18 protein-coding genes are annotated in these 13176 nt (G+C 46.7%); all 18 read right to left on the bottom strand.

Going from position 1 to position 13176, the window contains the following annotated elements:
* Positions 1 to 5: 5 nt before the first annotated feature.
* The 18 genes from IKW96_RS03485 to IKW96_RS03570 all read right to left on the bottom strand — a co-directional run bounded on the left by IKW96_RS03485 (position 6) and on the right by IKW96_RS03570 (position 12771).
* Positions 6 to 896: a polyprenyl synthetase family protein gene (locus IKW96_RS03485; RefSeq protein ID WP_296570303.1), complete on the bottom strand. Its 891-nt coding sequence runs from the start codon at positions 894 to 896 to the stop codon at positions 6 to 8.
* The gene (xseB, locus tag IKW96_RS03490; RefSeq protein WP_296570306.1) at positions 889 to 1089 is read right to left on the bottom strand and encodes an exodeoxyribonuclease VII small subunit; all 201 of its coding nucleotides are present in this window, start codon (positions 1087 to 1089) and stop codon (positions 889 to 891) included. Before xseB ends, IKW96_RS03485 begins: the two co-directional genes overlap by 8 nt.
* A 4-nt stretch (positions 1090 to 1093) precedes the next feature.
* Entirely contained in the window at positions 1094 to 2284 is a 1191-nt protein-coding gene (xseA, locus tag IKW96_RS03495) for an exodeoxyribonuclease VII large subunit (protein ID WP_296570309.1), read from the bottom strand.
* Positions 2275 to 3231 (bottom strand): peptidase M22, encoded by a 957-nt coding sequence (locus IKW96_RS03500; protein ID WP_296570312.1) that lies wholly within the window; start codon positions 3229 to 3231, stop codon positions 2275 to 2277. The genes xseA and IKW96_RS03500 overlap by 10 nt, the downstream gene beginning before the upstream one ends.
* Positions 3224 to 3640, bottom strand: coding sequence for a transcription antitermination factor NusB (nusB, locus tag IKW96_RS03505; RefSeq protein ID WP_296570316.1), 417 nt, complete (start codon positions 3638 to 3640; stop codon positions 3224 to 3226). The genes IKW96_RS03500 and nusB overlap by 8 nt, the downstream gene beginning before the upstream one ends.
* Positions 3641 to 4090: a GNAT family N-acetyltransferase gene (locus IKW96_RS03510; protein WP_296570320.1), complete on the bottom strand. Its 450-nt coding sequence runs from the start codon at positions 4088 to 4090 to the stop codon at positions 3641 to 3643.
* Positions 4087 to 4428 (bottom strand): Asp23/Gls24 family envelope stress response protein, encoded by a 342-nt coding sequence (locus IKW96_RS03515; RefSeq protein ID WP_296570323.1) that lies wholly within the window; start codon positions 4426 to 4428, stop codon positions 4087 to 4089. The genes IKW96_RS03510 and IKW96_RS03515 overlap by 4 nt, the downstream gene beginning before the upstream one ends.
* A gap of 98 nt (positions 4429 to 4526) precedes the next feature.
* Entirely contained in the window at positions 4527 to 5078 is a 552-nt protein-coding gene (locus IKW96_RS03520; protein ID WP_296570327.1) for a SpoIIIAH-like family protein, read from the bottom strand.
* A gap of 12 nt (positions 5079 to 5090) precedes the next feature.
* Positions 5091 to 5618, bottom strand: coding sequence for a hypothetical protein (locus IKW96_RS03525; RefSeq protein WP_296570329.1), 528 nt, complete (start codon positions 5616 to 5618; stop codon positions 5091 to 5093).
* A complete protein-coding gene (locus tag IKW96_RS03530; protein ID WP_296570333.1) occupies positions 5605 to 6057 on the bottom strand; it encodes a hypothetical protein in 453 nt (150 codons plus the stop codon). The genes IKW96_RS03525 and IKW96_RS03530 overlap by 14 nt, the downstream gene beginning before the upstream one ends.
* A 13-nt stretch (positions 6058 to 6070) precedes the next feature.
* Positions 6071 to 7159, bottom strand: a complete 1089-nt coding sequence (locus IKW96_RS03535; RefSeq protein ID WP_296570336.1) for a hypothetical protein — start codon at positions 7157 to 7159, stop codon at positions 6071 to 6073.
* A gap of 7 nt (positions 7160 to 7166) precedes the next feature.
* The gene (locus tag IKW96_RS03540) at positions 7167 to 7535 is read right to left on the bottom strand and encodes a stage III sporulation AC/AD family protein (RefSeq protein WP_296570341.1); all 369 of its coding nucleotides are present in this window, start codon (positions 7533 to 7535) and stop codon (positions 7167 to 7169) included.
* Positions 7536 to 7549: 14 nt separating this feature from the next.
* Positions 7550 to 7747, bottom strand: coding sequence for a stage III sporulation protein AC (gene spoIIIAC / locus IKW96_RS03545; protein ID WP_296570344.1), 198 nt, complete (start codon positions 7745 to 7747; stop codon positions 7550 to 7552).
* Between the two features lie 9 nt (positions 7748 to 7756).
* Positions 7757 to 8260: a stage III sporulation protein AB gene (locus tag IKW96_RS03550; protein WP_296570347.1), complete on the bottom strand. Its 504-nt coding sequence runs from the start codon at positions 8258 to 8260 to the stop codon at positions 7757 to 7759.
* Complete coding sequence (locus IKW96_RS03555; protein WP_296570350.1) at positions 8250 to 9167, bottom strand: hypothetical protein; 918 nt, start codon at positions 9165 to 9167, stop codon at positions 8250 to 8252. Before IKW96_RS03555 ends, IKW96_RS03550 begins: the two co-directional genes overlap by 11 nt.
* Positions 9168 to 9277: 110 nt before the next feature.
* Positions 9278 to 10177 carry a carbohydrate ABC transporter permease gene (locus IKW96_RS03560; protein WP_296570353.1) on the bottom strand — a complete coding sequence of 300 codons (900 nt, stop codon included), beginning with the start codon at positions 10175 to 10177 and terminating at the stop codon, positions 9278 to 9280.
* Positions 10174 to 11232: a carbohydrate ABC transporter permease gene (locus IKW96_RS03565; protein WP_296570354.1), complete on the bottom strand. Its 1059-nt coding sequence runs from the start codon at positions 11230 to 11232 to the stop codon at positions 10174 to 10176. Before IKW96_RS03565 ends, IKW96_RS03560 begins: the two co-directional genes overlap by 4 nt.
* 102 nt (positions 11233 to 11334) lie before the next feature.
* Positions 11335 to 12771 carry an ABC transporter substrate-binding protein gene (locus IKW96_RS03570; RefSeq protein WP_296570356.1) on the bottom strand — a complete coding sequence of 479 codons (1437 nt, stop codon included), beginning with the start codon at positions 12769 to 12771 and terminating at the stop codon, positions 11335 to 11337.
* Positions 12772 to 13176: the final 405 nt, after the last annotated feature.

The following is a 13176-nucleotide window of genomic DNA, read 5'->3' on the forward strand; positions in this document are numbered from 1 at the left end:
TTATGTTAATTCTTTCTTTTCAGAAGCGTCTCTGTGAGCTCCGTGAGGAATCCGTCGCTGCCGAATATTTCAAGGCAGCCGAGAGCTTCGTCCGTTACTGCATTAGCGATCTCCTGTGCTTTTTCGACTCCGTAAAGAGTTACAAATGTGGTCTTGTTTTCCTCCACGTCGCTTCCCACAGGCTTACCGAGCTCCTCAGTCGTACTGGTAACATCAAGAATATCGTCAATTATCTGGAAAGCAAGTCCGAGCTTAAAGCCGTAATCTGCTGCTGCCTGTATCTTTTTGTCGTCAGCACCTGCACATATGCAGCCCATCATACACGAAACTGCAATGAGCTGTCCTGTCTTGTGTCTGTACATATTGCGGAGATTTGCCTCATCGACGTCGCTTCTTTCCTCGTTTTCCATGTCGATGACCTGTCCGCCTATCATGCCTTCCCTGCCAACAGCCCTTGCAAGACATGAGATTATCTTGACCTTCTGCCCGCTGCTGAGCTCCTCTGCATTTGCTATCAGCTCAAATGGGAGAACAGACAGCGCGTCACCTGCCAGGATAGCCATAGCCTCTCCGAAAGCCTTGTGACAGGAGGGCTTTCCACGGCGGAAATCATCGTTGTCCATTGCAGGAAGGTCGTCATGGATAAGCGAGAATGTATGTATCATCTCAATAGCAGCCGCAGGAGCGCAGGCTTTCCTGTAGTCTCCGCCGAGAGCGCTGCAGAAGGCGTAGACAAGCACGGGACGTATCCTCTTGCCGCCTGCCTCAAGGGAATAATTCATGGCGTCGATAAGATTTTTCTGTGCCGTCATACTGTCCGAATGTGCATTGTATTTTTTGAGGTTACCCTCTGTAAATTTTATATATTCGCTGAATTGTTCTTTGAAATTACTCATTTTCTGATTCTCCGCCATCCTCTGTTATCTTTATCTTAGCCTTGTCAAGCTGTTTCCTGCAGGCTGCCGTGAGCTTAACTCCGTCGCCGTAAAGCTGTACAGCCTTTTCAAGGGGAATATCTCCCTTTTCGAGCTCAGAAACTATCCTGCCGAGCTCGTTCATATTATCTTCAAATGTAGCTTTTTCCTTCATTTTATCACCATTTATCTTTTATCTCGGCTTCTGCGCCGCCGCTGCCGAAGGTTATCCTTATACTGTCGCCTTTTTCAAGTTTTCCCGAGGAGTTGAGCAGTTTTTCACCCTTGTATACAAGAGAATAACCTCGAGAAAGCACTTTCAGGGGACTCAGACTGTCAAGCCTTGCAGCCTTTTCCGCAAGAGCCCTTTCAAGTTTGTCAATATACCTGAGAAGTGCGGTCTCACTGCGCTTTTCAAGCGCTGAAAGCCGCTCCTCCGTGAGTTTCAGTCGCTTCTCGGGCGACTGCGCCAAAAGCCGCGCATTGAGCGCTGTAAAGCGGTCTGTAGCCTTGTCGAAACAGTTCCCTGCCGCTTTTTCAATGCGGCGCTCCATGACCGAGAGCTTCACGTAAAGCAAAGCTATATCCGGAGCTGCAAGCTCTGCCGCCGCCGATGGCGTAGGCGCTCTGAGGTCTGCCACAAGGTCGGCTATGGTGAAATCGGTCTCATGACCGACAGCCGATATCACCGGCACTTTGCAGTTGTATATGGCATAAGCCACCTTTTCTGTGTTGAATACACTGAGATCTTCGCTGGAACCGCCGCCTCTGCCTACGATTATGACATCGCAGCCTGCCGCCTCTGCTCTGATTATTCCTCTGCACACTGAGTCAGCCGCAGCTTCTCCCTGAACAAGCGCATTTACGGCATATATCTCACCCAGCGGATAACGCCGCGATAATACATTGATTATATCACGCACAGCCGCTCCGCTGAGAGAAGTTACTGCGCCTATCTTTTTAGGCATTGAGGGTATAGGTCTTTTATGAGCGGTATCAAATATGCCTTCCTTCTGCAGCTTCTTTTTAAGCTGCTCCAGAGCAACATTGGCTTTTCCGGCACCCTCGGGGATAATATCATTGACATAGAGCTGATATGCTCCGTCGCGCTCGTAAACGCCTATACTTCCCGAAACTATCACGGACATACCGTCCTCGGGCTCGAATTTAAGGCGCATAGCCGAGTTTGCAAACATTACTGCCTTTATGGAGCTCTCACTGTCTTTAAGGGTAAAATATACGTGACCGCTGCGGAAATGCTTCACATAGTTGGATATTTCGCCGCGGACCATCACGCCCTGAATGTTCCTGTCGTTCTTTAATACCGAACCGATATATCTGTTTATCTGTGTAACTGTAATTACAGGCATGATTTCTCTCCTGTACTCTTCAAATATCCGTATATAGCAACTCCTGCCGCATTGTCGCAGGAGAACTGCGGCTCTGCGAAGCTTGCCTGCGGAAAGCGGGAAATTATCCTGTCGCGGATAATAACGTCCGACATTACTCCGCCTGCAAAAACAAGGGGAAGCTCACCATATTTTTCAACTGCATGAGCTGTCATGGCAATTATTGTCTCGGCAATGAAATCAAGGCAATACTTTGCGATATTCTCAGGCTTTTCGCCGCTTTTCAGCATTGCGCCGCATTTATTCTCAACTCCGGAGAGACAGCAGCTGCCGTCTTTCAGCACCGGCTTAACCTTAAAACTCTTATCAGCATTGACTGCAAGCCTTTCCAGCTCTGTGCCGCATGGAAAGTGAAGTCCAAGCATAAGCCCCGTGCGGTCAACAGCCTGTCCTGCTTTCAGGTCGATGGAAGTGCCGACTTCCGTTATCTTCATGATACTCTCGCTGTCAGGCTCACATAAAAGACAGTCCGTCGTTCCGCCGCTGACATGAAAGGCGATGAACCGCTCTTTCACAAGCTCAAGCCTGTCCGCAGAATAAAGAGCCGCAAGGATATGTCCCACCTGATGTGAGGTCGTATACATTTCCGCTCCGGTTACAGCCGCATATGAACGTGCAAATCCCTCGCCGCAAAGGAAACACGGCATATATGAGCCGTCGATATTGCGGGGTCTTGCTGAAGCGGTGACAACTTCCGGTATGCCTAAGCTGTTCTCGCCGAAAAGCTGCTCTATCATGTCCGGGAGCTGCTTTGTATGATGAAAAACAGCGTCGCTCTGACGGAGCCCCAGCTCGCCTTCCTTTACGGGAAGAAGCTTTTTCCGCTGGTATATCCTGTTCTCCCCACTTACGTAAACAGCTGCCGAGGTAGTATAATTACTCGTATCAACTCCGAGATATTCAGGCATTTTCTTTGTCTTCCTTCTGGGAATCCCTTGAAAAAGCGCCGAGAACGCCGTTTATAAATGCGGTATCCTCCTGATATGTATACATCATGGATAGCTTTATAGCTTCGCTTATAGCCGCATTCATAGGAGTATTATCGTCATAAATGGACTCGTACATAGCTATCCTGAGTATTGCGAGATTGAGCTTTGAAATTCTCGAAATGCTTCTTGACTTGCTGTATTTTGAGATGATACCGTCAAGCTCCTCAGCGTGCTCGAGAGTTCCCTCAACTATTTTCTTTACCTCATCGTTTACGGTTATCTCGTCGATCTCCTCGGCTATCTCGTAAAGCTCATTTATATCATCATCGCGCAGAAGCTGCTCAAAAACCAGCTTGAATGCGCTGTCTCTAATTTCACGTCTGGTCATTTATACTCTCCTTTTTTCAAAGGAATGATACATGAACACCATGTCGTCTATCCCTTTGAATCCGTTTTTTATATAAAATCTTTCACTTGGCTTGCCTTTTCCCGTCAGAAGCGCCATTGCAGCGACGTTTTCTTCTGCAAGCTCGTTCTCCGCATGGGCGAGCACAGCCGAACCCATGCCGCAGTGCTGCAAATCGGGAGCCACGCAGAACTCGTCTATCACGTATTCGGTGCCGTGCAGATATGTAAGCTTTCTGCCGCACAATACCGCTCTGATAACTCCGCCATCGGCATAAACATAGCCGACTGACTGCGGTGAGGACATAAGCTCGCTTATCCTCTTTGCTGCAAGCTCAATATCCCAGTTCTCATTCCAGGGCTCTCCCGCAAATGCAGAACGGAAAACCTCTGCCGCGCCTTCAAGGTCGTCAGCGGTATATCTTCTTATCATTCAAAAACTACTCCGCTGACTGTTACGTTTACTCTTGCAACAGGAACGCCTGTCATGTTCTGAACGTTTTCCTTGACTGCAGTCTGAACCTCCTGTGCAATATTGCAGGCTTTTTCACCGCTCTTTATGATTATTTTCATATCCACAGCCGCAACATCTCCCATCATGCTTATCTTGATGGGACCATTCTTTCTGAGCTTGCTCATTTTGCCTACTTCGCCGCCAAGCCCTGCGACTCCCTTAACATCGAGAGCTGCAAGCCTGGCAATGGCGATTATCACGTCTTCTGATATTTTAAGTCTGCTTGAGACCTGAGGCTTCATGTTTTCAACTTCCATAGCGGACCTCCGTCGGCGATATTTGAGTGTATCTTTTAATCAAAACTATGTATACACCCTTACTATTATATTATACCAAATAATTATTCTCAATTCAACTATTTCACCTCAAAAATTCTGATATTTTCTGCGGCGACCGATGTTTCTCCGAGAATAATCTCCTTTATGGATGCAGCCTGCGCCTTGTCAAGCCCTTCTGTCTTTACGACTACCTTGGCATTTTCGCCGTCAAGGTATGCAACACAGTCCTGAAATCCCTGTGCTTTTATAAGTGATTCAATAGTTCCCTCGCTCTCAATGAGCTTCGATACCTCGACTGCATCAAGAGCGTTTACAAGAACTTCGTCTTCTGTGACATCTCCGCCGCCTATCATGGTCTGTAAGGTCTGGACAGCTTCGTCGCGGTCTTTCATTCTGTCCAGCCTTGCCTGTGCGAAGTAGTCCCCTGCCATCGGCTCGGCTTCCGCATTTACAAATTCTGTCTCGCCGTATCTTACCTCATCCGAGCGGTCATGGAATACTGCTGAATCACTTTCCGTGCCAAGCTCGGGAGCTGTTGCGTAGTTTATATATACGGCAACTGCAAGCATAAGTGTAAGACAGGTCATGATTATCTGCTTCTTTCCTATTATAAGTGATGGTTTTTTCATAATTATTCTCCTCTATCTCATTTTTGTAACATAAATTCGTGCAGTCGGCAGGTCAAGAGCCGCCGATACAGCCTTGTAGAGCTGCTCCCTGACGTAAGGGCTGTCGCCGCCGCTGCATAAAATAACTGCTCCCGTGACCTTAGGGATCTCAACAGACTCGATAAGCGCATTTTTTTCGCTTCCGCTGCCTATCAGAACATATTTTTCTTCCTCCTCCGTTTTATTGTCACCTTTACTGCGTCTGCCCTCAGTGGCGTAGACATATCTTTCGCTGCTTTCCGCCGTGATATAAGCCTTTATCTCGCCTGCCCCGTCTATGCTTTCAAGAAAATCCTCGAGTCCCTTTGCCGTGCTCCTGCAATAGTCGCTTACCTCTCCGAGCCTCTGAGGAGAAGCCCTCTCAGCTTTCGGCGCACTGCTTTTATCAGGCAGCAGAGACGATATCATTATCAGAAGCAGTCCTGCAATACCGCAAACGGTCATAAATACAGCCCAGTTCCTGTTCTTTGCAAGCTCTTTAGCTTTTTCAATCAGTTTCATTTATGACCTCCGTTTCCTGTCCGAGACTTTTGCGGATAAGCTCTGCCGCTGCCGCAGGATCTGCCGACCTGACAATGACTCTACTAATATCTATGCTGCCGTCCTCTGAAATATTAACCTCAGTCTGCAATTCTTTTACATCTATCCCAGCGGCTTCAAGCTGAGAACAAAGCACGTCAGAAATATTCTCCGCAGCTTTTTCTGCTGCCTCTTTCCTGTATCTGTCAGCTGCCTGACTGTAGTCCGAGGCTTCATATTGACTTATTTCGGGAAGTTCAAATTCCATGAACCCCTTTATGACTGCTGAGGCGAATACCACAGCAAAAACGAGCTTCATCACAAAAGCTGCCTGTTTTTTCAGTCTTGTACCGTCAGTCACAAATCTCAGCAGAAATATCCCTGCCGAAACATAGCATACGCTCCTGACCGCTGTAAGCATATTGTCCGTATCATCACCCCGCATTCCGCAAAAGTATTGCTGTACACAGTATGAACATAAGTCCGTAGCAGATCAGCACGCTCTGAGCAACGGCAAGAGCAGAATCAAACGATTTCAGCAGCTTTGACATGGAGTCTTCGCCAAAAAGCTCAGCGACAGCAGCTCCCGTCCACATCACAAGGCGGAATATCATTATCTGTATCACAGGAGGCAGCATAATAAGTATTATCGCAAAGCAGCCAGCAGTTCCTACAGTTCCGCGTATTACTTCAAAGCTGCTTCGTACCGTTGCGTATGCGTCAGTGACAGCTCCCCCGACTACAGGAACGAGCCCCGATATCATAAAACGTACTGTTTTTGAAGCAGCTCCGTCCGCTTTTCCTGCCAAAGTGCATTTCAGTGTGACAAATCCCGTAAAAAGCAGCATTGAAGACGTAAGCAGCCACGTTACAGTTTTCTTTATAAGCTGTACCATACCGCTCATATCTGCACCCTTGAATACGCTTCCCGTGACTGAAAGCATTGCCGAAGCCGATAAAAGCGGCATAAGAAAGCTCCCCGAAAGCTGTAATATAAGCTCGGAAGCCGCAAGTACCGCAACATCATACACACCTGCCGTGGCTATACCCCCCGAAACAGCGGTTATCCCTGCAAAAACAGGTATAAAAGCCGTCAAAAATCCGCCGCCAAGCTTCACAGCTTCGAGAGTACGGGAAAAAGTGCTGAAAACAGGCGGCATAATGACAGCAGCAGCCGTTATGTTGCAAACAGCACTGTACAGCTCCGGGGAATCGTTGATAAAGCCGCTCCCTGCGCTTTTCAGCACTGCCGAGACTAAGGCAACAACAATTACAGTTCCCAGGAGTCCTAATACATTTTCCCTGGAAACTCCCGTTTTTTCCGCAGCTTTTTCCATAATTCCGCTGAAAGTAACATCTTTGATCTCCTCAGAGCCAAGATCAATATCATATTCGCTGAGAACTTCGTCAAGCTGATGATTATATTCGTCCTCAGGACTGTTTTCAACTGCATACACCTTTAGCTCGCCGCAAAAGCAGAAAATCACAGCGATTATCAATAATAATTTTGCTATCCTTATCATTTCTCACCTATAAAAGCTTGTCTATCAGCCCGATAAAGCCTCTGACTACAGGCAGACTTATAACAACGACCGCCGCCCGTCCCCAAAGCTCCGCAGCCGCTCCCATTGCGGATTCTCCGCTGTCACGGCACAACTCCGCTGAAATATGAGTGATACAGCATACAGCAAGAGCCTTGAACATTGCAGATATGTAGCTTTCATTAATACCTGCCGACAAAAATATATCCCTGACCTCGGATACAGGATATTCCAGCATTACCACAGCTCCGATGAACACTGAGGAGCAGACTGCAAGGGAAAGCACAAGAGAATGTTCGGAGCAGTACTGTTTCAGTATAAGTGAGAGTAGCGCTCCGCCAACACAGAAAACTCCCACAGTAAAGCAATTTCCTACCATAGTCCGAATACTGTTTTCACCTTGTCGAACAGGTCGCCTATTTCTTCAACGATGACTATGAGCACGACAATCAGTCCTGCAAGAGTGGTCATCATTGCCTGTTCTTCGCGCTCCGCACGCTTCAGAACAAGATTCAGGACAGCTACGATTATACCTGTTCCTGCAATCTTAAAAATCAGATCAATATTCATTTTTCATCCTCAAATCGCAATTATTCCCACTGTTACACCTGCAAGCAGACCGAGACTTCTGTAAAGTCTGCCCTTTGTTCTGTATTCTGCTTCCCTGAGTTCATAAAGTTCCTGCGCCCTTGTCTGATATACTGCCAGCGCCCTCAGCTGCCCCTCGCTATCGCTTGTTCCCAGTGAAGCCCCTATTTCAATAAGAAGCGTTTTCTCTTCTGCTGCAAAACCGGAGCATTTCTGCACAGAAGTACGCCATTTGTCATGGAAATCTCCGTTTTCTTCATAGCTTTCCGGAAGCTCATTCAGAAAAGTCAGCATACTGAGTTCAGCGGCTTTCAGCCTTGAAACTATACTGTATACTTCAGCCTCACAGCTGCGTATTGAAAACTCGCATATACGAAGCATTCTTCCGATCTCAAGACAAATGTCCCCTCTTTTTCTAAGCTTTTCCGAGCTGTTCATTCCGCAGAAGGCTCCGCAAAGAACCATGAGTATGACCGCAGCTGCTCTAACGTACATTTCCGAGCCTCTTGATCTCCCTGATCTTTGACGGTGCAGAAGCTCCCTCAAGCAAAACTATACTCCCGAAAAGCCCGCTGTTTACGAGAAAAGTGATGTCATCGCGCTTCATAATGTCGCTGTAATTGTCTCCGTGAGCTGTTACCGCAAATTTGACTCCGCAGCCTATGCCTTTCAGGATAGCCTCAGAATCCGCCATTGAAGATATCTCGTCACAGAAAACGACCTCGGGTGATAAAGTCTTGACAGCCGACATTATACCACCTGAACGGCTCAGGTTTACAATAACATCGGTCATAGCGCCGATATCGTTCTGCGGCTCGCCTCCGAGCATACAGGCTATTTCATTTCTCTCATCTATCAGGGCTGTTTTGCGGATATTGCCAGTAAGTCGGCAAAGTTCGCGTAATATCGTGGTCTTTCCTGAGTTCACTCCGCCGCAGATGATGATATTCTGATCGAAAGTTTCAGAAAAAAGCTTACCTGCACAGCCTTTCACACACCTCGGAATACGGAAGTTGAGTGACGCAAATTCATAGAGTACAGGGCTGTCCGCAGATGAATATACTCCCGAAACTCCGACTCTAACGCCGTTTTCTACAACAAAAAAGCCTTCTTCCAGCTGTTTTTTGCAGCTGTGTACTGAGAAATGACATAATCTTTCAACAGTTTCCTTTATGGCAAGAGCTCCGACATAATAGGCATCATCGGTATATTTCGCGGAAAGCCCGCCCTCCTTCTGCAGATATCTCACTTTATCCGGATAAACGAAATAAACAGGGCCGCCTGCGCGAAGTCTTACTTCTGTGAGTGCTTCAAGCTCACTCTCCTGCAACGCTGACATCAGACCGCGCATTTTTTCGGGGAGATAACTCAATACAGCCCTGTAGCTTGTACTTTCATTCATTTTCATCACTCCTTTACTTAATATTATGCCCGTAAGATCACTTATAGAACAAAAAAAGGCGCCTGAGCGCCCATAAAAAACAGCACACTTTCGTGTGCTGTTTTCTGAACTCATTCCTTTACACCGCCGAGTGCAACACCGGCAATGATAAATCTTGAAAGAGCTACGTATGCAATTATGATCGGAATAATAGAAAGCGCGATTGCAAGGTAGATAGTTCCGTAATCGTTGAACTTATCAGACGACTGGAGTGAAGATACCATCATAGGAAGGGTCTTCTTTGTAAGGGGTACGTTGATAAGGATCATGTTAGGATTATAGAAGTTGTTCCAGCTTGCGATGAAAGCGAATATAGCCTGAACTGCTATAGCAGGCTTCATCATAGGAATTGCAATAGATAAGAAAGTCCTGAACTCGCCGCATCCGTCGATACGAGCTGCCTCTACGATATCCAGTGGGAATGATGACTTCATGTATGACCTCATGAAGTATACTACCGCAGGAGCTGCAACGGCGGGGATTATCAATGGCCAGTATGTATTTGTAAGCTTGAGGTCTGCCATGAAAGCTACAAATCCGGCAGATGTTACCTGCATAGGTACCATCATAACAAGGAGTATTACCGTATAGGATACTTCCTTGAGTTTGAAATCATAAACATGGATTCCGTAAGCAGTAAGCGCTGAAAAGAATACTGTCAGGAATGTTGAGCAGCAAGTGATGAACAAGCTGTTCTTATAACCATGGAAGATGTTGAAAGCAAACTTGAACGCAGGTTCATTGAGGACCTTATTGAAGTTTGATTTCAGATATGTACTCGGTACAAAGCTGAGTCCGTTTGAGATATCCGTATGCGAACGTGTTGCATTTATAATAAGTATATAAATAGGAAGCAGACAGATTATCGTAAGAATAACGAACCACAGGAAGAGGATTCCCGATTTCAGCTTGATCTTGAGTGTATAATTGTCCTTGGCCTTGCCGTAGACAGATTTCATATTATTGCTCATAATCTGATACCTCCAAACTGCCTGCTTTCAAGCTTAGCTTCTTTAGCAGCCTTCTTACGCATCTTCTTCTTAGCGATCTCGTCCTTGTCACGTGTCATATAGAACGCGATAAGACCGAGTGTAAGAGTTACGAAGAAGAGAAGTACCGAAGCGGCACCTGCATAGCCCATCTTGTTTTCGTTAGCCTGAGCATGGAAGTACTGATAGATCATAACCGCAACTGTCTTGATATGATCTCTTACGTTCATATCCTTATTATAAAGGAACGGGATATCGAACATCTGGAGACCGCCTATCATGGAAGTGATAAGTGTATAAGCCATGATCGGGGTCAGAAGAGGCAGAGTGATCTTTCTGAACACCTGTCCCGAGCTTGCACCGTCGATGCTTGCAGCCTCGAACAGTGATGGGTTGATACCCTGGATACCTGACATGAGCATGATCATGGTATTACCGAACCACATCCATGTCTGGATAAACATGATCACTATACGCGACTCCCACTTGCCCTCAACAAGCTTTACAGTGTCGTAAAGTCCCTGACCGATAACGTCCTTGGAGACTATACCGAACTTGTGAAGAATGAGGTTGACGGCACCCGGGTTTGTTTCCGACTGTCCGCAGAGCTGGAGGAAAAGAACAGCTACAGAAGCAGCAGTAATGATATTTGGAAGATACATTACTACCTTGAAGAAGCCCTTTCCGGGGATCTTTAACTGAGCTTCCGTAAACCATACAGCCAACGAAAGTGAAAGTGCGAGCTGTGGGATAAAGTTACCTATCCACAGGATAAAGGTGTTACCGAGACACCTGAAGAAGCTTTCGTGGATAACACGGACTTTACGTCCCTCACCGCCGAAAAGGATATCCTTATAGTTCTGTAATCCCATCCACTCAGCGACATCCTTGCCGTTGCCGTGGAAGCTTACAATAAAGGTATTGATCAGCGGCCATAACTGGAAAAAGAAATAAACAAGAAAAAACGGTAAAATAAAGAAATAGCCATACTTAGCGTAGCTTACAGACTTTATCCGTCTATGCGCGTTAGATGACATAAAACACACCCTCTCGAATTAGTATAAACAAATATAGACCTACGGAATACATAAGTATTCCGTAGGCATATTTATTACGTTGCTCTGTTAATTAATCAGAGATTAGTCAACATCGAGATCAGGTGCAGCCTCAGCAGCCTTGTCGAGGAACTCTTCAACAGTTTCTTCCCAAGTTGCGCCGCCATCAAGGTACTTGTCCTTAACAGCGTTCTGGAAGCAGCCCTTAAGTGTTGAGTCGTAAGGTGTGATAAGGCCATTGAAGTTGATCTTCTTAGCGTTGTCAGCAAGAGCCTTGAAGTAGTTCTGGTTATCAACGAAGATACCGCTGATATCCTGGTTGAATACTGTATCGCTTGAGATAAGCTCATCCATAACCTTTGAGTTGTTTACATATTCAGGCTTCTTAACAGCGTAATCCTTCATAGCCGCTTCGTCAGATGTAGCTGAGAGGATAAGAGCCTTAGCCTCTTCCTTATTGTCAGTTGCAGAGTTAACAACCATCCATGTACCGCCCCAGTAGTAAGGAACAGGTCCCTGGCATACTGCCCACTTGCCGTATTGCTCGCCGCCTACGCCGCCAACAGCGTCCATGAAGAAGTTACCGAAGCCCCATGTAGAAACGAAGTAACCCATGCAGTTTCCTGTAACACCGGCAGCCTTCCACTCGTCAGACCACTGAGTATTCTTTGTGATACCGCCGCAGTCCCAGAGAGCCTTAGCTGTCTTAGCAAAGTCTTCACATGAAGCGTCGATCTCTACCTTGTTATCCTTAACCCAAGGAGTTGTACGTCCGCAAGCATATGCCTGCCAGAGACCGCCGAGTGTATCAGCAAGTGCAACGCCCTTGTTTGTCTTCTCAGAAACTTCCTGAGCAGCAGCAACGAACTTATCCCAGCTGCCGATCTTGTCCTGCATCTCCTCAGGTGTCTTAACGCCAAGGTACTCTTCAGCGAGGTCAGCTCTGTAAGCAAATCCGCCTGCAGCAGCCTGCCATGAGATACCTACACGCTTGCCAGCGTTTGCACCAGCTGTAGCCTTACCGATATCGTCTGTGTAGCTGTAGATGTTCGGGAATGCATCGTCGCCGATTCCGAGATCCTCGAGAGCCATTGTTCTTGAATCATCGTTGATATACTTGAGAGCCCAGTCAGCCTCGCAGAAGTAAACGTCGAGATCCTCATTGTTGTTGAACATCTGGTCGTACTTCTCAGCAGCCTGTCCTCCGCCTGTACCCATATCGATGAAGTGTACGCCGTCAACCTTGTCATCAGCGAGGTCGCCTACGATTGTATCGAAGCTGAGGCCCTTCCACTGAGCGATGAGGTAAGGAGCGTCATCGTGGTTCCAAGCAGCAACTGTGAATACCTTCTCATCCTTCTTGTCTGCTTCAGTAGTCTTCTCACCGTCGTCTACCTTTGCAGCAGTTGTTGTCTGAGCGTCGTTGCCCTTGTCATCTTTCTTCTCACCGCAGCTTGCGAGTGATGTAGCAGCCATTGCGAGTGTAGCCACTAAAGCTAATGTTCTCTTAAGTGTGTTCATTAGAATTTTCCTCCTTAAATATCTATATTATACATTTTCGTATAATATTTGCGTTAACAATCCTTTGCGGTATCATCGCGGTAACTATCTGTCCGATGATTGTCCTCACCGCCGACGACCTGCAACCGTTATGCATACCCCCTGCTTCTGTTCATTGAAGCTTTACCCGAGACTTTAGTCTCATTATTTATCTGCATTGCAATTTCCTCCGGAGCTTTTTTCAAAAGGTCTCATCTGAAGGCTGATGTCCCCCGCCCGCATTCATAAGCGCCTGAGAAAAAATATTTCCGAAGCCACAGTCTGCTGCTCATTTTGTAATGATTTTTATCATTTTCATATGTCAGTATATGACTGTGCAACAATTGCTCTTGCAGTTACAAATATACCGTATTTTGCGATTAAAGT

The organism is Ruminococcus sp. (assembly GCF_017549005.1).
Taxonomy (GTDB): domain Bacteria; phylum Bacillota; class Clostridia; order Oscillospirales; family Ruminococcaceae; genus Ruminococcus.